Source organism: Idiomarina piscisalsi (assembly GCF_002211765.1).
Classification (GTDB): Bacteria; Pseudomonadota; Gammaproteobacteria; order Enterobacterales; family Alteromonadaceae; genus Idiomarina; species Idiomarina piscisalsi_A.
This window is the reverse complement of sequence record NZ_CP022133.1, coordinates 1150336-1168127: the sequence shown is the minus strand read 5'-3', so window position 1 is coordinate 1168127 and position 17792 is coordinate 1150336. Positions and strand designations below refer to the sequence as shown.

Sequence of the window (17792 nt, the reverse complement as noted above, 5' to 3'; positions counted from 1 at the left end):
ACTCCTTAGCTTGCTTCCGCTTCTAAAAAGTCCTGCGCAAAGCGCTGTAATACACCACCGGCCTCGTAAATAGAGACTTCCTCTTTGGTGTCCAGACGACAAATAACCGGAACTTGCTGTGACACCCCGTCTTTACGGTGTATGGTCAGCTGCAACACCGCACCCGGCGCTGGCGTTCCTTTCACGTCAAAGGTTTCCGTACCATCAATATTCAACGTCTTACGTGTGGTGCCTTCTTCAAACTGCAATGGCAACACACCCATACCAATTAAGTTGGTACGGTGAATACGCTCGAAGCCTTCGGCAACAATGACCTCAACACCCGCTAAGCGAACACCTTTCGCCGCCCAGTCGCGTGACGAACCCTGACCATAATCCGCACCCGCAACGATAATCAGCGGTTGTTTATTGGTCATGTAATGCTCAATCGCTTCCCACATGCGCACAACTTTGCCTTCTGGCTCAATCCGCGCCAGCGACCCCTGAATCACGTCACCGTTTTCGTCACGCACCATTTCATTAAACAACTTAGGGTTAGCAAAAGTGGCACGCTGTGCGGTCAAGTGATCACCACGGTGAGTAGCGTAAGAGTTAAAGTCCTCCTCCGGCACGCCCATTTTCGCCAGATATTCCCCCGCAGCACTGTCAGCCATAATCGCGTTGGATGGCGACAAGTGGTCGGTGGTGATGTTATCGCCCAGTACTGCCAGCGGACGCAGACCCGTTAAGGTATTTTCCGCAGCCAATGCGCCTTCCCAGTATGGCGGGCGGCGAATATAGGTGCTCATTTCACGCCACTCATACAGTGGGTTGTTCTTCTCACCGTAATCAACGCTCAAATTAAACATGGGATCGTAAACCTTGCGGAACTGCTCTGGCTTAACGCTCTGCTTAACAATAGCGTCTATTTCTTCATCACTTGGCCAAATGTCTTTCAGCGTTACAGGGTTGCCGTCCGGATCAATACCCAACACGTCTTTTTCAATATCAAAGCGGATGGTGCCCGCAATCGCATACGCTACAACCAACGGAGGCGAAGCCAGGAAAGCCTGCTTAGCGTATGGGTGAATGCGTCCGTCGAAGTTGCGGTTCCCCGACAATACAGCGGTTGAGAACAGATCACGATCGATGATCTCTTGCTGAATTTTCGGATCCAACGCACCACTCATGCCGTTACAAGTGGTACAAGCAAACGCCACCACACCAAAACCTAAATCTTCCAGTTCCGGCAATAAGTCAGCCTCTTCCAGGTACATTTTGACGGTTTTGGAGCCAGGCGCCAGAGACGATTTAACCCAAGGCTTACGCGTTAAGCCTAGTTTATTAGCGTTACGCGCAATTAAGCCAGCTGCAATCATATTGCGAGGGTTACTGGTATTGGTACAACTGGTAATCGCCGCAATAATGACTGCGCCATCCGGCATTTTACCGTTTTCAGGGTCTTCAATATGCTTAGCTACGCCGCGCTCAGAAAGCTCTGCTGCTGGCAGCAAAGCGTGCGGGTTAGACGGTCCAGCTAAGTTACGTTCAACTTTCGATAAATCAAAACGTAAGACACGACCGTACTCTGCGGTTTTCAGACTGTCGCCCCACAAGCCGGTTTCTTTGGAGAACTTCTCGACCAATTCGACCTGGTCATCATCACGGCCGGTCAGTTTTAAGTAATCGATGGTTTGATCATCGATATAGAACATCGCCGCGGTTGCCCCGTACTCCGGCGTCATGTTCGAAATAGTCGCACGGTCACCAACGGTCAATGCTTCTGCGCCTTCACCGAAGAATTCAAGGTAAGCACCAACCACACGTTCGCGACGTAAGAATTCAGTGAGCGCTAAAACCAAATCAGTACCGGTAATGCCCGGACGTAATTTGCCGGTCAACTCGACACCGACGATATCCGGCAGACGCATATAAGAGGCACGGCCTAGCATGACACTTTCGGCTTCAAGACCGCCGACACCAACAGAAATAACCCCTAAAGCGTCCACCATTGGCGTGTGGCTGTCAGTACCAACACAGGTATCAACAAAGGCCACATTGTCACGCACCTGCACCACTGGCGACATTTTCTCCAGGTTAATCTGGTGCATAATCCCGTTACCGGGTGGAATCACGTCAACGTTTTTAAAAGCCGTTTTGGTCCAGTTAATAAAATGGAATCGATCGTCGTTACGACGGTCTTCAATGGCACGGTTTTTCTCAAACGCGTCTTTTTCGAACCCTGCGTGTTCAACTGCCAATGAATGGTCGACAATCAGCTGTGTGGGCACAACCGGGTTTACTTTGGCTGGGTCACCGCCCTTCTCTGCAATCGCATCACGCAGACCGGCTAAGTCAACCAATGCCGTTTGACCCAAAATATCGTGACAAACCACACGCGCCGGGAACCACGGAAAATCATGCTCTTTTTTGCCGTAAATTAGCTGCTCTAGCGACTGCGTTAGAATCTCAGGCGGGCAACGACGAACTAAGTTTTCTGCCAATACACGCGAGGTGTACGGCAGTTTTTCGTAGGCGCCCGGTTCAATAGCTTCAACGGCAGCCCGAGTATCAAAATACTCGAGCGTCGTGCCGTCTAACTTTTTGCGATACTCATTATTCATATTAACGGTCACCAATTGCAGGTACTGGACGTGCCTCTGGACCGGTGTAATCCGCCGACGGACGAATAATACGGTTGTTCGCACGTTGTTCTTTAACGTGTGCTGTCCAGCCGGTTACCCGCGACATAACAAAGATTGGGGTAAACAGTTTGGTTGGAATGCCCATGTAGTTATAAGCCGACGCATGGAAGAAGTCCGCATTCGGGAACAGTTTCTTCTCGCGCCACATGACTTCTTCACAACGCACAGACACGTCATATAAACGGCTGTCACCGACTTCTTCAGACAGTTTCTTAGACCATGCTTTGATGATGTCGTTACGGGGGTCAAACTCTTTGTAAATGGCGTGACCAAAGCCCATGATTTTCTCTTTGCGCTCCAGCATGCCCATCAGCGTTTTCTCAGCATCTTCCGCGTCTTTCATGTCTTCGATTAATTCCATTGCTGCTTCGTTCGCACCGCCGTGCAGTGGGCCACGTAATGAGCCAATTGCACCGGTAACACACGAATGAATGTCAGATAGTGTTGAAGCACAAACACGCGCCGTAAAGGTTGATGCATTAAATTCGTGCTCTGCATACAGAATTAATGACGTGTTCATGACATCGGCATGCAATTGCGACGGCTTTTTGTCGTGCAATAAACGTAAGAAGTGCGCGCCGATAGATTCTTCTTCTGAGTCCGTATCGATACGCACGCCGTCGTGAGTGAAACGATACCAATAAAGCACGATACCCGGGAAGGTCGCTAGAAAGCGCTCAATGTGGTCGTCGGCTTCATCAAAGCTTTCTTCCGTTTCCAAGTTACCCAGCATTGAGCAACCGGTACGCATAACGTCCATAGGGTGTGCTGATTTAGGAATGCGCTCCAGCACGTCTTTTACTTCTTGTGGTAATACGCGCAGTGATTTTAAGCGTTTGCGGTAATCGTCAAGTTGCGACTGAGTGGGCAATTCACCTTTTGCCAGAAGGTAGGCCACTTCCTCAAAGCTGACTTTTTCAGCCAGTTCTTTGATGTCATAACCTCGGTAGGTTAAGCCTGAGCCACTTTTGCCAACAGTACATAATGCCGTTTCGCCGGCTGATTGTCCGCGCAAGCCTGCGCCACTTAGTTTCTTCTCTGCCATGATTTTTCCCTTCTTAATTTTGTTTATTTTTTAAATAATTGATCGAGTTTTTCTTCAAAATCGTGATAGTTCAAAAAGTCATACAATTCCGCTCGGGTTTGCATGTCATCAACAACGGCTTTTTGGTCGCCGTTTTCTAAAATACTATTGTAGACGTTCAGTGCCGCTTTGTTCATAGCTCGGAAGGCACTTAATGGATAAAGCACAATCTCAACGCCGACATCGGCCAACTCTTGTTTATTAAACAACGGCGTAGCACCAAACTCAGTAATGTTAGCCAGTACCGGCACGTCTAATGCGTCTGTAAAGGCTTTATAGTGCTCCAGCGTGTGCACCGCTTCAGCAAAAATGGCATCCGCACCAACATCAACACAAGCTTGTGCGCGCTCAATTGCCGCATCGATACCTTCCTGTTGGAACGCGTCCGTACGCGCCATGATGTAGAACTGATCATCGATACGCGCGTCAACAGCCGCTTTAACGCGGTCAACCATTTCCTGCTGGCTGACAATTTCTTTATTAGGACGGTGACCACAACGCTTTTGCGCGACCTGATCTTCAATATGGAAGCCAGCAGCACCAGCGCGGCTCATTTCTTTAACCGTACGGGCAATGTTGAATGCGCCGCCCCAACCGGTATCAGCATCAACTAAAAGTGGCAAGTCGCTGGCACCGGTAATACGACGGATGTCTTCACACACGTCGTTCAATGAAGTCATACCCAAGTCAGGTAAGCCAAACGAAGCGTTAGCAACACCTGCACCGGACAGATAAAGCGCTTTATGACCCACCTTTTCTGCCATCATGGCGGTGTAAGCATTAATGGTACCGACAATTTGTAGTGGACTCTCATCGGCTACGGCTTGGCGCAATTTAGCGCCTGGGCTTTGTAAATGACTCATGATACTTCCTTATGTGCTTGTAGTTTTGTTTCAATGTTTTTGCGTGATGCACTGATATGCCGGCGCATCAACAAATCGGCAAGTTCACCATCGCGGTTAGCAATGGCCGTAATAATGGCTTTATGCTCGTCAAAGGCACGCGACACCCGCGGCCCATTCATTCCCAACTGCACACGATACATGCGAACCAAAAAATACAGCTCGTCACACAACATGTTAATTAAGTATTGGTTTTTACTGGCAAGAATAATGCGGTAATGAAAGTCGACGTCGCCCGCTTCTTGATAATAGCTTTCGCCCTCGCGCACTCGCTGGCTTTCCAAGTGCTGCTCTAACAACTTAGACAGCGCCTCAATTTCATCATTAGCCATTTGCTCTGCCGCAAGCCGACAGGCTAAACCTTCCAGCTCCTCCCGTATTTGATACAAGGCAATTAGGCCTTCGTAGGTCAGCGTGACAACGCGAGCGCCGGCGTTTGGAGTACGTTCCACCAAATGACAGCGTTCTAACCGCGCCAGTGCTTCACGCAACGGCGCCCTACTCACATTAAACTGTTTAGCAAGGCCCGCTTCGCTGATTTTGCTTCCCGCAGCAATATCGCCTTCAACAATGGCTTTTTGCACCGCAACTAAAACACGATCGGCTGACGTGACGGGTGATCTGAATGAGTACGGCTGATCGTAAAAGGTCTGCATAGGTTATTTCAATTAATAAAAACGTCTTGGTTGTCGACAATGCAACTAGGGTAGTCGAAATAACTGCATTTTTCAATTCGGTTTGATTGATATTGTCGACAATTTAAATGGCTTAACTTTTCGTAAATTAAGCGTGTCTAAGCCTTCCAATGATCTGATAAGATGCTTTTATGAATGACGTTTTAATGAACTTTTTTGATTTGGGGCAATACGCACAGGCCCCACTCCCCGGCAATTACAATCACTGGCTGGTTGTTTTGTCTTACCTCGTTGCCTTTATCGCGTCATTTACTGCATTAAAGATTTTTGAACGTGCGCACCGGCACCGCTCTGTCAGTCAACAAAAAACCTGGACTCTGATTACGGCAATAGTCGCCGGTATTGGCGTATGGAGCATGCATTTTATAGGCATGATTGCTTTTCAGTTACCTGTCATGGTTTCTCACAGCGTGGGACTAACCCTGGCGTCTATTGTTCCTGCTGTTATCGGCAATTATTACGCGTATTCACTCCACCTGTCAGAAGACAGGTTGGCAAACTTCAAAAAAACGCGTGCTCGGGTCTCTTTAAAAACAAACATTCTCTCCGGCACAATTTTAGGCGCAGGCATTGGCCTAATGCACTACATGGGGATGGAAGCCATGCAGCTGACTCCCAAGCTGCTCTATTCGCCGGTATGGTTCGCCGCCTCAATTCTCATAGCAGTCGTTCTTGGCATATTCGCCATGAGCACCTACAGCCGCTCGAGCGCAATTCGAGGTGCAAAAAACGAACTCCGTAAAATCCAGTTTGTTACCGCGTTGATTATCGCTGCAGCAATTAGTGGCATGCATTACGCGGCTATGCTGGCCGCTCGCTTTTACCCGACAGCCTCTACGGAAATTCTACCAATAGGTTCTCAACACCAACACTTATGGCTGATCTACGCCATCGTCGTTGCTGTCACTCTGATCGCACTGATTTCCTGGGTATCATCCGTTATTGATAAACGTTTCCAGCACAACTACCGGGCTATCAAGCAGTCAGATAAGCGTATTCGGGAGTTAGCCTTTAATGATGCATTAACCGGCCTTCCAAACCGCCGCTCATTGCTTGATTACTTATCGCAACAACAGCAGGAAACGCCAGAAAACGAACACTTAGTCCTGTTCTTACTCGATATCGATAAGTTTAAAGTGCTGAATAACACGCTTGGACCGACGTTAGGTGATTTATTATTGCAGTCCGTTACTCACCGACTAGAGCGTGTTGCATTAAACGTACACATGGTGGCTCGCCCCAGCTCCAACGAATTTGCCGTGGTCGCCCGGGTACAGAAAAGTAACAATCCGGTACAAGCGCAGTCTCACGCGCTCAGTATGGCCAAAACGTTGCAACAAGAATTGCAAGCCCCCTACTCGCTCAAAGACTACCGTCACCAGTGCTCAATGAGTTTTGGTGTCACTGTTGTTGATAGTTTTAAAAAGTCGTCTGAGGACATTCTTGTTCAGGCTGCGCTGGCCTTAGCAGAGGCAAAACGTAATGGTATGGGTGAAATTCGCTTGTATCATCCTGAAATGGCCGACGCGATAGAAAAGCGCGTGAAACTTGAAGCAGAATTGCGCCAGGCTATAGAAACACGCGATGGGCTGGAACTGTATTTACAACCCCAACTTGATATAAACCGTCAAGTCATTGGCGCAGAAGCACTGATTCGCTGGCACCATAGTGAACGAGGCATGGTGTCGCCAGCAGAATTTATTCCACTGGCGGAGGAAACTGGACTTATCATCGGCTTGGGTGACTTAATTAATGAACAGGCCTGCCAGATTATACGTCAGTGGCAACAGTTAGGGCTGACCGACTTGGTACTTTCAATTAATGTCAGTGCCCCACAATTCCAGCAAATGGATTTTGTCGACAAATTAAACTCTCTGCTAAAACAGTATGAAGTGCCTGCTGGTCAACTTAAGCTTGAATTGACAGAAAGCGTACTAATGCAAAACCTGGATGACGTTATTCATAAAATTAAGGAGTTGAAGCAGCTGGGTATCCAATTTGCGCTAGACGATTTTGGAACAGGCTATTCATCACTATCCTACTTAATGAAACTGCCGTTCGATGTGCTAAAAATCGATGTGTCTTTCGTACGTGATATGTTTCAGTCCGTACAGAAAGAAGCCATTGTTCAAACGATTGTTCAGTTGGCACATAACCTGGGTCTTAAAGTAGTGGCTGAGGGCGTTGAAACAGAGAAGCATTTTGACTACCTCTCTTCACTTGGCTGTGATTACTTTCAGGGCTATTTATTCAGTAAGCCAGTTGCAGAACCCGACTTTCGTAAGCATAGTAAGCACTTCAAATAACAACTCTCTCGGGTGCTTTTATGTTTGAATGGGTAACAATGCCAGAGGCTTGGATAGCTCTTGCTACTTTAACTGCCCTGGAAATAGTGCTGGGTATTGATAATATCATCTTTATTTCAATACTGGTTGGTCGCTTACCGGAATCTCAAAGAGATAAAGCAAGAACCCTTGGTCTCGTATTAGCAATGGTCTCGCGCTTGTTACTGCTCTTTTCTCTTACTTGGGTGATGACTCTAACCGAACCGCTCTTCACTGTGTTTTCAGAAGAAATATCCGGAAGAGACTTGATTCTCTTACTCGGGGGGCTTTTTCTCTTAGGAAAGTCGACGTTAGAAATTCACCACTCGCTTGAGGGGCCTGACGAGACAAAGACAGCCATCGTTTCAGCGTCTTTTGTATCCATCATCGTTCAAATATCCATTCTGGATATTGTTTTTTCCCTTGACTCTGTCATTACAGCAGTTGGTTTAGCTGAACATTTATCCGTCATGGTTATCGCTGTTGTTATTTCCGTCGGCGTTATGCTGCTCGCCGCCAAATCGGTGAGTGAATTTGTCGACCAACACCCAACGATTAAAATGCTTGCGCTGAGCTTTTTGATTCTTATTGGTATGACACTGGTAGGTGAAGGTTTTGGTTTCCACGTACCAAAAGGCTACGTTTACTTCGCTATGGCGTTCTCGCTTACGGTAGAAATGCTAAATATAAAAGTTAGAAAACGCCGCTCTAAACGAGAACCCGTCAAATTACGCAAAGGAATACCGGGCGACGCATCGTGAAAACTAACGAATTCGTCGTTTTCGGTTCCATTATATGGCGACCACTAGTAAAGTATTGCCACCTTTTTCGACTCCGACTTTAGTCGAATAAGCTAAAAATAGACATAACTATTTGATGTTAAATAACAAAATGGATAACAAGAATGGATCCTAAGAATATAGTCGATAAAGACTCAAGCTTTTTCGGACAGCCAGGGGGATTACAAACCCTGTTCTTTACCGAAATGTGGGAGCGCATGAGTTACTACGGCATGCGCGCGCTGCTCGTTTTATTCATGACCGCCAGTTTGCAAGAAGGTGGCCTTGCAATAACCGTTGCCTCTGCAACGGCTATTTACGGTCTATACACCGGCGCTGTCTATTTCATGGGCTTGCCGGGTGGCTGGATCGCTGACCGCTTGTTAGGTGGTCAACGCGCAACTTGGTACGGCGGTATCATCATTATGCTTGGCCACATTGTTTTGGCCATTCCTAGTGAAGCCGGCTTCTTCGTTGGCATGATTTTAGTGGTACTGGGTACAGGCTTATTGAAACCAAACATTACCGCTATGGTCGGGCAACTGTACAGCTCCGATGATGACCGTCGAGATGGCGGCTATACCCTGTATTACATGGGTATCAATATTGGTTCAATCATCGGTTACTTCGTCACCGGTTACCTCATGGAGAATGCAGGTTACCATTGGGGCTTTGGTGCAGCAGCTGTTGGTATGGCATTCGGTCTTATTCAGTACAAACTGACTCAACCTAAGTTGAAAGGCGTTGGTGAGAAACCGCCTAAACCAATGAGCCCAAAAGCGACTAAGCGTAGCTGGAGCATCATTTGGCTATTACTAGCGGGTTTAGCGGTTTATACCTTTTTAGCCTTGAATGACTACGTCACAATTGATCCAACCGTCGTTGCCGGAAACGTTGCCATTATTTTCACGGTGATATTTTTCCTGTACTACCTGTCCGTTTTTATCTTCGGAAAGCTGACTCGAGACGAAATGAAGCGACTCGGTGCACTATTCCTGGTGTGTATTGCTTCAACGATGTTCTGGGCAGGCTTTGAACAAGCAGGCTCTTCATTCAACCTGTTTGCCCGCGACTTAACCGACCGCATGGTCGGTGACTTTGAAATACCAACCACTTGGTTCCAGTCGCTGAACTCAATATTCCTGGTCATTATGTCACCGTTCTTCGCTGCGCTTTGGATCAACCTGAGCAAGCGTATGATCAACCCATCCTACGGCTTTAAGAGTGCTATTGGCCTTATCATTATGGCGACAGGCTTCATTGTCATGTTCTTCGCCTCACAAGCCGCTGCCAGCGGACTTAAAGTGGCGCCATATTGGTTGGTTGCGGTGTACTTTATTCATACCGTTGGTGAGCTATGCTTAAGCCCAGTCGCCCTGAGTGCGGTGAGTAAGTTGTCACCGAAGCGTATGGCAGGCCAAATGATGGGTATCTTCGTACTCACCTACTCTATCGGTAACGTTGTTGCCGGCTTATTGGCTGGTGGTCTCGACCCAGAGAATCCACAGGCCATGCCTGAGCTATACTGGACTATCTTCCTGTTCGGTGTGAGCGTTGGTGCGGCGGTCTTCGTATTGGCTCTGTTTACTCGTAAATGGGAAAAACTGGCGCCGGACGATGGCGAAGACGAGCACCCTGGTGCAGTTATTGATGCTAACGAACCGGTTAGCAAGCCTTAATAAAGGTTAAGAAATTAGCATGTAAAAAAGAGGGACCTTCGGGTCCCTTTTTATTATGCCCGATTTATTTCTTAGGCTTTTCCGACACGTAGATAAAAATCTCACCAGCAGCAACCACAGTACCATCATCCCGTTTCGCTTCCACGGTTATCGGTTGTTCACCCACTTGCCAGGTCTGCTCTGATGCCTTCGCCTCAATAGTCACGTCACTGTTTGTTTTTGCCAAATACTGAACATTCATCCCCTTAGGTATCCAACGCAGATGCTTTGGAATAGAAGCCTCAGCAAGCGCACCCATGGCCATTTCCATGCCGTTACACACCGCAATAGCATGCACCGTACCAATGTGGTTCTGAACGGCTTTGCGCTTTTTGAACGTAAGCTGACAAAAATTAGGCTCTAATTCAGTAATAAGCGGCTTTATGGTTGCAAAATAAGGCGCTTTTCGAGCAAACATGGTTGAGAAAACCTTGCGCCCAAACGGCATTTTTAAACAGCGTTCGTATAAGTTTATTAAGTAGTTGCCATTGGCCACTATTCTTTCTCCCGGAAGTCGAATTGACAAAGTATGGGCATTAAAAAAGCAGGCCGAAGCCTGCTTCTTATTCGCTTAGTTGACTCAATTATAAGCTAGCTAAGGTTTCATTCAATACAGAGCAAGGACGCATTGCTGCAGACACTTTCTCTGGGTTTGGCTGGTAGTAACCGCCAATGTCCACTTTCTTACCCTGAACGCCATTCAGCTCGTCAATAATCGCTTGCTCATTGCCAGACAGCTTTTCAGACAACTTACTGAAGCGTTCGTTAAGCTCAGCGTCGTCGTTTTGATTCGCCAACGCTTCTGCCCAGTACATTGCCAGATAGAAATGAGAACCGCGGTTATCAATTTCACCAGCTTTACGCGACGGTGACTTGTTCTCGTCTAAGAACTTAGCCGTTGCAACGTCAAGACTGTCAGCCAGAACTTGTGCACGCTTGTTATCAAACGTACGGCTTAAGTGTTCAAGAGAGGCCGCTAACGCCAGGAACTCACCTAAAGAGTCCCAACGTAAGTGGTTTTCTTCCACAAACTGCTGAACGTGCTTCGGTGCAGAACCGCCAGCGCCTGTTTCAAATAGACCACCACCATTCATCAGAGGCACAATTGACAACATTTTCGCTGATGTACCCAGTTCCAGAATTGGGAATAAGTCGGTCAGGTAGTCACGCAGAACGTTACCGGTTACAGAAATGGTATCTTTGCCTTCTTTCACACGTTGTAGTGTGTGGCGAGTGGCTTCTACCGGCGCCATAATTTGGATATCAAGACCGTCGGTGTCGTGCTCTTTTAAGTACTCTTCGACTTTCTTAATTAACTGAGCGTCGTGCGCACGGTTGCTGTCCAACCAGAATACCGCAGGCATGCCGCTTAAGCGTGAACGGGTCACTGCCAGTTTCACCCAGTCGCGAATAGGAGCGTCTTTTACCTGACACATACGCCAGATATCACCTTCCTCAACGTTATGTTCGAACACAACATCACCGGCCTTATTCAGCACTTTTACAACGCCGTCAGCTGGAATTTCAAACGTCTTGTCATGCGAACCATACTCTTCCGCTTTTTGTGCCATTAGACCAACATTAGGTACGGTACCCATAGTCGATGGATCAAAAGCGCCATTTTCTTTGCAGAAGTTAATGGTTTCTTGATAAAGACCGGCATAGCAGCGATCAGGAATCATTGCTTTAGCATCTTGACGGCTATCGTTTTTGTCCCACATTTTGCCCGAATCACGGATCATCGCAGGCATAGACGCATCAATAATGACGTCACTTGGAACGTGCAGGTTCGTAATACCTTTGTGCGAGTTAACCATGGCTAACTCAGGCTGGCTTGAGTAAACCGCTTCTAGGTCAGCCTCAATCTCAGCGCGCTTATCTGCATCCAATTTCTCAAGCTTGTTATACAAATCGCCAATACCGTTGCTGGCGTCAAACTCAATGTCTTTCATCACGTCGGCATGCTTTTCAAGAACGTCTTTAAAGAAAACACGTACCGCATGACCAAACATGATTGGGTCAGACACTTTCATCATGGTCGCTTTTAAGTGCAGAGACAGTAAAACGCCTTCTTCTTTTGCCGCAGCGGTTTCCTTTTCAAAGAACGCCTGCAATTGCTTTTTGCTCATAGTGGCTGCATCAACCACTTCACCTGCTAACACAGGCACAGACTCTTTCAGTACTTTTTGCTCACCATTCGCTTCTAAAACAATTTTGAAGCTGTCATCGGTAGCCGATGTCATTGATTTTTCACTGCTGTAAAAGTCGCCATCGCTCATGTGCGCAACGTGAGACTTCGAGTCTTTTGACCACTCCCCCATGCGATGTGGGTTCTTTTTCGCATAATTTTTTACTGCACTTGGTGCACGGCGATCAGAGTTACCTTCACGCAACACTGGGTTTACTGCACTGCCTTTTACTTTGTCGTAACGTGCACGAACGTCTTTTTCTTCGTCTGTTTGCGGGTCAAACGGAAAGTCCGGCAGTTTGTAACCTTGTTCCTGTAGCTCTTTAATACACGCTGTCATTTGTGGAATAGACGCACTAATGTTTGGCAGCTTAATAATGTTTGCTTCTGCAGTTTTCGCCATTTCGCCCAGCTCAGCTAAAGCGTCTGACTGACGTTGTTCTTCGGTCAGGTACTCCGGAAACTGCGAAATAATACGACCAGCCAAAGAAATATCGCGGGTCTCCACTGAAACACCGGCCGCTTTTGTGAAAGCTTCAATAATCGGTAATAACGAGTATGTCGCCAAGCGTGGCGCCTCGTCCGTTTCAGTGTAAATAATCTTTGCTTTATCAGTCGACATAGTCATTCCTATTCGTTGGACCTAAAGTAAATATGCAAAAAAAGGTGGCAAGATTATAGGCGATTTAGCCCTCAATTACCATGTACCGATATTCTCCATTGACGCCCAGGGTTCTTGTTCCGGAAGGCTTTCGCCTTTTTGGAGTAGTTCGATAGAAATATTATCGGGTGAACGGACAAACGCCATGTGACCGTCGCGCGGCGGACGATTAATAATAACCCCGTTATCTTTCAACTTCTGGCAAAGATCATAAATATTATCTACCTCGAACGCTAAGTGTCCGAAATTACGACCACCGCTATAGGTTTCAGGATCCCAGTTATAGGTCAGCTCCAGTTCAGGAGAACGTTCGCTTTCAGCGCGCTCATAATCATCTTCTGCGGCAAGATAAACGAGGGTAAACCGCCCCTTCTCAACTTCCTTGCGCGACACTTCTTTCATTCCGAGTAAATTGCAATAGAAGTGCAATGAACGCTCCAAATCGTGCACTCTAACCATGGTATGTAAATACCGCATTACCTGCTCCTTGAACACTTTTCTTGATCTATATTAAAGACACATATAAAACGCACTTATTAAACATGCATTAGGAATGTTTATTATGAAACCTCTAACACTGTTAAAAACCTCTAACACCTCTATGGTAGTGTTTTTATTGCTTTCAATTGTTGTGTTTTATTTGGCCTGGTTTCAGGAAGAAAACCTGCCACTTATGCTGCTGGTATTTTTGCACTTATCACAAGTTATTTTAGCGGGCTTATTTAAAGTTGCTTATGTTTTCAGACTTATTGCGCAAAATCAGCTAGGACAAGACCTTCGCTAACTATTGAGCCGATGTTTTCGTTTTCGCCAGTCGGGTAAATAATGATCCATAAGGCTGTAAAACCGCTTGTTATGGTAACGCTCATATAGGTGTGTGAGTTCGTGCACGACCACGTACTCCAAGCTTTCCGGCGCTTTCGAAATTAAGTCAAAGTTTAACCAAATTTTATGAGTACGGATGTTGCAACTGCCCCAACGAGTCTTCATTTTTCTCACACCAAAGTCACTGGCGACAACCTCCATAATGGGTTGCCAATGTTCCAGTAACTGCGCGATACGCTCTTTTAACTGCGCGCGAAGCCATTTATCTAACTGTTTTTTACGGGCATCTAAGTTGGACGGATCAGACAAGCTTAAGGTTAATGTCTTTTTTTTATGGCAAAGCGTCACTACGCCAAGGTGAGGAAAAGCACTTTTAAGTACCGCATTCAAGCGATAGCTTTGCCCTTCAAAAAATACTTCTGCATGATCTTCATAGGACTGAAACCGAGGGGTTGCTAATTGCCGCTGCAATAGCTTTTGTTGCTGCTCTTTTATCCAATCACTTCTCGCTTCTAAAATTGACTGAATATAACCTCCCGGCCAATGCTTTGGCGCCGAGACCTGAACACAGCCGGGTTCTTTCATCCTTAAATAAAGATGTTTTATGCGCTTGCGGGTAATTTCAATTTTGCAGCCGCCGATTTGCATAACTTACTCGGTGTTCTGCCGTTGAGCCTGCAATAGCAATTTAAGCTCACGAATCTCATCCTGCAGTTCACGCATGGTCGGCTCAGGCCCCTGCTCTTCCTCAAGCTGCTGGCGCAGTTCTTCTGCTTCAGCCTGACTCTCTTTGTCCATGACATTAACAACAATACCAATAACCATATTCAGAAAAGCAAAAGCGGTCAGGAATATAAACGTCATATAAAACAGCCAGCTCCATGGATACACTTCCATGGTTTCGTATTGAATATCTGTCCAGTCTTCAAACGTCATGACCCTAAAAAGCGTTAACATAGACGTCGCAATGTTATCCCATAAAAACGGGTTAATATCTGCAAACAGGTAACTTCCAACTGCGGCGTAAATATAGAAGATGATAAACATCAGCAAAACCACATAACCCATTTGCGGTAAAGCTTTCAAAAGAGAGGTAATAAGGGTGCGAAGCTCAGGGATAATAGAAATCATCCGAAGCACTCGGAATATTCGCACTAAGCGGGCTAAAAGCGCCAGTTCTGAATCATTTATTGGTATCAGGCTGACCACAACAACTAAGGTATCGAAAACATTCCAGCCATTTTTAAAAAAGTTCTTTTTGTCATGGTCAGCAATAAAGCGAATGCTAATTTCCACCACAAAAAAGACAGTAATAAACCAGTCCAAGCCCAACAATAGGTTATTAGCGATGCCCGGAAGTTCATAAGTTTTCGCACCAATTTCCAGTGCAGAAATGATAATGACAGCAATAACTGCAAACTCAAAAATACGATTGCTTTTAAGCTCAAATAATTGTTTTTTTAGGTTCTCGTACATGGTTTACACAAACACCCAAAATAGGACAGCCGCAAGCACCAGGCGGTAAATAACATATGGCCACATGCCAAAATCATTAAGCCACTTCAAAAAGAAGTGAATGGCTGTAATTGCCGTTACAAACGAAGCCACGCCACCCACAATAAAGCCATGCCAGTCAACAGCTATCCCTTCGCTGTAGATGCTAAGCAGCTTAATTAAAGCGGCCGCTGTGGTAATGGGGATGGCCATAAAAAAGGAAAACTTTGAAGCCGTTTCGCGATCAAGCCCCATGAATAATCCGGCAGTAATGGTCGCCCCGGAGCGCGACGTGCCGGGAATAAGCGCAACGGCCTGAGCCAGACCGACAATAATGGCGTCTTTAAGGCCAATAGCATCAAGCTGGCGACTGCCGCGTCCCCAGCGGTCAGCAACGGCAAGTAGCACTGCAAACACCACCGTGGTGGTGATAATCACCCACACCGCTCGTAATACCGTGTCAATATAGTCAAGCAGCAGCACGCCGAAAACGCAGGCAGGGATGGTGGCAATAACGACCATCCAACCCAATTTGCTTTGTCCGACATTTTGGCGAGCAGGAATTGAACGAAGCCCGTCCGTAAACAATGCGGCAACGTCTTTACGGAAATAGAGAATCACCGCCAGCAAGGTACCCACATGCACTGATAAATCAAAGCCTACACCCTGATCATCCCAGCCGGTCAGCACTGGCATGAGAATTAAGTGCGCTGAACTGGAAATGGGTAAAAACTCGGTAATGCCCTGCACTATCCCTAGTATGATGGCTTGCCACAGCTCCATTGAACGACTCGCTCTTTGTCTTTAATTGCCCAAAAATTGGCGAGCATTATAAACCGAAGTAGGCACTACCGTCATAGTTTTGCATGAAGTTTTTTAATGATGTTTTCCGCCTTTTCGTCAGCAACCAAAAAGCACAGGTTATGCCGACTGGCTCCCTGACAAATTAAGCGTATAGGCACCGGCGATGCAGCCTCTAACACCCAGGGAGAAATATCGCCAAAGTGACCAATATCGTTGCCAATGACCGCAATTAGACTCAATCCCTGTTCAATCGTTACGGTCGCAAATTCCCGCAACTCATCCAGCATAGCCTCCGGTAACATTGACAATCCATTTGCCTGAGACCCTTCTTCGTCAAGAGTTAATGCAATGCTGACCTCAGAGGTTGTCACCAAATCGACACTAATGTCATAGCGTGCCAGAATGTCAAATAGACGTGCTAAAAAGCCAGTTGCATGCAACATATCGACACTATTCACCGTCAACAGTGTCTGATTTTTACGTCGCGCCAGTGCACGAATAGAGGGTCGTTCATCGGGCTCAGGCAAAATAAGCGTGCCGCCTTTTTCCGGGTAACGACTATGACCCACAAAGACCTTAATGCCGCTTTCAATAGCCGGTTTTAGACTCTTCGGATGCAGCACTTTTGCACCAAAGGTCGCCAATTCTGCCGCCTCGGCAAAGCTAATTTGCTCTAAAGGTCTCGCCTCTGAGCAAATACGCGGATCAGTTGTGTAAATGCCAGCCACATCCGTCCAGATATTCAACTGCTCCGCGTCCAGCGCGGACGCCAGTATTGCTGCACTGTAGTCACTGCCACCGCGTCCTAAGGTAGTAGTATTGCCTTCCTCGCTGGAACCAATAAAGCCCTGAGTCACCACTCTGGCGCCTTGACTTAACTGTTCCCGTAAATCTGCACAGTGCTCTCGGGTCTTTCCTATATCGGGGGACGCATTACCAAAATGACTATTAGTGACTAACAAAGAGCGCGCATCAGCAACTTCAACGTCTGCCGCCGTTTGTGACCAGTACGTCGCAAACAATCGCGACGAACAACGCTCACCAAAACTTAACAACTCATCCCGCTTTTGTCGTTGATGACTCTCCAGTGTATCAGGCGCTTGTTGAACCAACATGTGTAACAGCTGATGCAACTGCGCGAGATGATGATGCACCGCATTTTCTTTAGGTAATGCGGACGCCGCCTGGCAATGAATATCGACAATCTCATCGAACAAGCGTTGCCGTTCTGTTTGCGTATGAGAATAGCTTATTGCCACTAAACGGTTGGTGACACCGGCACAGGCACTGACCACAACCAGACTTGGGTTGTTCTGGCGTTCGACAACCTCGACACAAGCTTGTATCGATTCGGCATCAGCCATACTGGTGCCGCCGAACTTTGCAACATGAATGGGTAACATAGTTTCCCCTGAACTGAATACAACAACGTTCAGAGAGCTTAAAAAGGAGGGTCTCCAGAAGCTCTCCACCTATCGGTGACAGCCGCAAGTGTTCAAACTCGACGGCCGACGCAAGCCATTCCATGCACTTGCGTCTCGGCGGTTACTCCCCTCGCTTAGCTCTTTGGTAGATGCTTGCTAAGCTGCCTGAGTTCCGCACCTCTTCCAGACATTAGTAAACCACAAAATGCG

Annotated in this window: 15 protein-coding genes and 1 riboswitch; of the genes, 4 read left to right on the top strand and 11 right to left on the bottom strand. The window is 47.0% G+C overall.

The features are described from left to right. Positions 1–5 precede the first annotated feature (5 nt). Genes acnD through CEW91_RS05620 form a run of 4 tightly spaced genes read right to left on the bottom strand, consistent with a single transcriptional unit; the run spans position 6 to position 5326 of the window. A complete protein-coding gene (acnD, locus tag CEW91_RS05635) occupies positions 6–2603 on the bottom strand; it encodes a Fe/S-dependent 2-methylisocitrate dehydratase AcnD (protein ID WP_088768058.1) in 2598 nt (865 codons plus the stop codon). Position 2604: 1 nt separating this feature from the next. Then, complete coding sequence (gene prpC, locus CEW91_RS05630; RefSeq protein ID WP_088768057.1) at positions 2605–3729, bottom strand: bifunctional 2-methylcitrate synthase/citrate synthase; 1125 nt, start codon at positions 3727–3729, stop codon at positions 2605–2607. 23 nt (positions 3730–3752) lie between these two features. Further along, positions 3753–4631 carry a methylisocitrate lyase gene (prpB, locus tag CEW91_RS05625; protein ID WP_088768056.1) on the bottom strand — a complete coding sequence of 293 codons (879 nt, stop codon included), beginning with the start codon at positions 4629–4631 and terminating at the stop codon, positions 3753–3755. Beyond that, on the bottom strand, positions 4628–5326 hold the full coding sequence (locus tag CEW91_RS05620; RefSeq protein WP_088768055.1) for a GntR family transcriptional regulator: 699 nt from the start codon (positions 5324–5326) through the stop codon (positions 4628–4630). Before CEW91_RS05620 ends, prpB begins: the two co-directional genes overlap by 4 nt. 170 nt (positions 5327–5496) lie before the next feature. Here CEW91_RS05620 and CEW91_RS05615 point away from each other — a divergent pair, with 170 nt between their 5' ends. From CEW91_RS05615 to CEW91_RS05605, 3 genes are all read left to right on the top strand, one after another. Beyond that, on the top strand, positions 5497–7671 hold the full coding sequence (locus CEW91_RS05615) for a putative bifunctional diguanylate cyclase/phosphodiesterase (protein WP_088768054.1): 2175 nt from the start codon (positions 5497–5499) through the stop codon (positions 7669–7671). 20 nt (positions 7672–7691) lie between these two features. Beyond that, a complete protein-coding gene (locus CEW91_RS05610; protein WP_088768053.1) occupies positions 7692–8450 on the top strand; it encodes a TerC family protein in 759 nt (252 codons plus the stop codon). Positions 8451–8593: 143 nt separating this feature from the next. Continuing rightward, positions 8594–10147, top strand: a complete 1554-nt coding sequence (locus CEW91_RS05605) for a peptide MFS transporter (protein WP_088768052.1) — start codon at positions 8594–8596, stop codon at positions 10145–10147. A 64-nt stretch (positions 10148–10211) separates the two neighbouring features. On the opposite strand, the gene CEW91_RS05600 is transcribed toward CEW91_RS05605, so the two are convergent. From CEW91_RS05600 to gloA, 3 genes are all read right to left on the bottom strand, one after another. Further along, positions 10212–10634: a hotdog fold domain-containing protein gene (locus CEW91_RS05600; RefSeq protein ID WP_198400901.1), complete on the bottom strand. Its 423-nt coding sequence runs from the start codon at positions 10632–10634 to the stop codon at positions 10212–10214. 136 nt (positions 10635–10770) lie between these two features. After that, on the bottom strand, positions 10771–12996 hold the full coding sequence (locus tag CEW91_RS05595) for an NADP-dependent isocitrate dehydrogenase (protein ID WP_088768050.1): 2226 nt from the start codon (positions 12994–12996) through the stop codon (positions 10771–10773). A 75-nt stretch (positions 12997–13071) separates the two neighbouring features. Continuing rightward, positions 13072–13512 carry a lactoylglutathione lyase gene (gene gloA, locus CEW91_RS05590; RefSeq protein WP_088768049.1) on the bottom strand — a complete coding sequence of 147 codons (441 nt, stop codon included), beginning with the start codon at positions 13510–13512 and terminating at the stop codon, positions 13072–13074. Positions 13513–13597: 85 nt separating this feature from the next. Here gloA and CEW91_RS05585 point away from each other — a divergent pair, with 85 nt between their 5' ends. Further along, a complete protein-coding gene (locus tag CEW91_RS05585; RefSeq protein ID WP_088768048.1) occupies positions 13598–13819 on the top strand; it encodes a hypothetical protein in 222 nt (73 codons plus the stop codon). Here CEW91_RS05585 and CEW91_RS05580 read toward each other — a convergent pair. The 4 genes from CEW91_RS05580 to lysC all read right to left on the bottom strand — a co-directional run bounded on the left by CEW91_RS05580 (position 13816) and on the right by lysC (position 17561). After that, positions 13816–14508 carry a M48 family metallopeptidase gene (locus CEW91_RS05580; RefSeq protein ID WP_088768047.1) on the bottom strand — a complete coding sequence of 231 codons (693 nt, stop codon included), beginning with the start codon at positions 14506–14508 and terminating at the stop codon, positions 13816–13818. The two genes, CEW91_RS05585 and CEW91_RS05580, sit on opposite strands and share 4 nt — an antisense overlap. Positions 14509–14511: 3 nt before the next feature. Further along, on the bottom strand, positions 14512–15336 hold the full coding sequence (locus CEW91_RS05575) for an ion transporter (protein ID WP_088768046.1): 825 nt from the start codon (positions 15334–15336) through the stop codon (positions 14512–14514). A gap of 3 nt (positions 15337–15339) precedes the next feature. Beyond that, the gene (locus CEW91_RS05570) at positions 15340–16137 is read right to left on the bottom strand and encodes an undecaprenyl-diphosphate phosphatase (protein ID WP_088768045.1); all 798 of its coding nucleotides are present in this window, start codon (positions 16135–16137) and stop codon (positions 15340–15342) included. A 71-nt stretch (positions 16138–16208) separates the two neighbouring features. After that, positions 16209–17561, bottom strand: a complete 1353-nt coding sequence (lysC, locus tag CEW91_RS05565; RefSeq protein WP_088768044.1) for a lysine-sensitive aspartokinase 3 — start codon at positions 17559–17561, stop codon at positions 16209–16211. Between the two features lie 50 nt (positions 17562–17611). After that, a riboswitch (Lysine riboswitch) is annotated at positions 17612–17773 on the bottom strand. Positions 17774–17792 lie beyond the last annotated feature (19 nt).

Excerpts from the sequence above, each read along its gene's own strand:
- acnD (WP_088768058.1), bottom strand. The coding sequence starts at position 2,603 with ATGAATAATGAGTATCGCAAAAAGTTAGACGGCACGACGCTCGAGTAT.
- CEW91_RS05605 (WP_088768052.1), top strand. The coding sequence starts at position 8,594 with ATGGATCCTAAGAATATAGTCGATAAAGACTCAAGCTTTTTCGGACAG.
- prpC (WP_088768057.1), bottom strand. The coding sequence starts at position 3,729 with ATGGCAGAGAAGAAACTAAGTGGCGCAGGCTTGCGCGGACAATCAGCC.
- CEW91_RS05620 (WP_088768055.1), bottom strand. The coding sequence starts at position 5,326 with ATGCAGACCTTTTACGATCAGCCGTACTCATTCAGATCACCCGTCACG.
- CEW91_RS05585 (WP_088768048.1), top strand. The coding sequence starts at position 13,598 with ATGAAACCTCTAACACTGTTAAAAACCTCTAACACCTCTATGGTAGTG.
- CEW91_RS05570 (WP_088768045.1), bottom strand. The coding sequence starts at position 16,137 with ATGGAGCTGTGGCAAGCCATCATACTAGGGATAGTGCAGGGCATTACC.
- CEW91_RS05610 (WP_088768053.1), top strand. The coding sequence starts at position 7,692 with ATGTTTGAATGGGTAACAATGCCAGAGGCTTGGATAGCTCTTGCTACT.
- prpB (WP_088768056.1), bottom strand. The coding sequence starts at position 4,631 with ATGAGTCATTTACAAAGCCCAGGCGCTAAATTGCGCCAAGCCGTAGCC.
- CEW91_RS05575 (WP_088768046.1), bottom strand. The coding sequence starts at position 15,336 with ATGTACGAGAACCTAAAAAAACAATTATTTGAGCTTAAAAGCAATCGT.
- CEW91_RS05615 (WP_088768054.1), top strand. The coding sequence starts at position 5,497 with ATGAATGACGTTTTAATGAACTTTTTTGATTTGGGGCAATACGCACAG.
- CEW91_RS05600 (WP_198400901.1), bottom strand. The coding sequence starts at position 10,634 with ATGCCGTTTGGGCGCAAGGTTTTCTCAACCATGTTTGCTCGAAAAGCG.
- CEW91_RS05580 (WP_088768047.1), bottom strand. The coding sequence starts at position 14,508 with ATGCAAATCGGCGGCTGCAAAATTGAAATTACCCGCAAGCGCATAAAA.
- lysC (WP_088768044.1), bottom strand. The coding sequence starts at position 17,561 with ATGTTACCCATTCATGTTGCAAAGTTCGGCGGCACCAGTATGGCTGAT.
- CEW91_RS05595 (WP_088768050.1), bottom strand. The coding sequence starts at position 12,996 with ATGTCGACTGATAAAGCAAAGATTATTTACACTGAAACGGACGAGGCG.
- gloA (WP_088768049.1), bottom strand. The coding sequence starts at position 13,512 with ATGCGGTATTTACATACCATGGTTAGAGTGCACGATTTGGAGCGTTCA.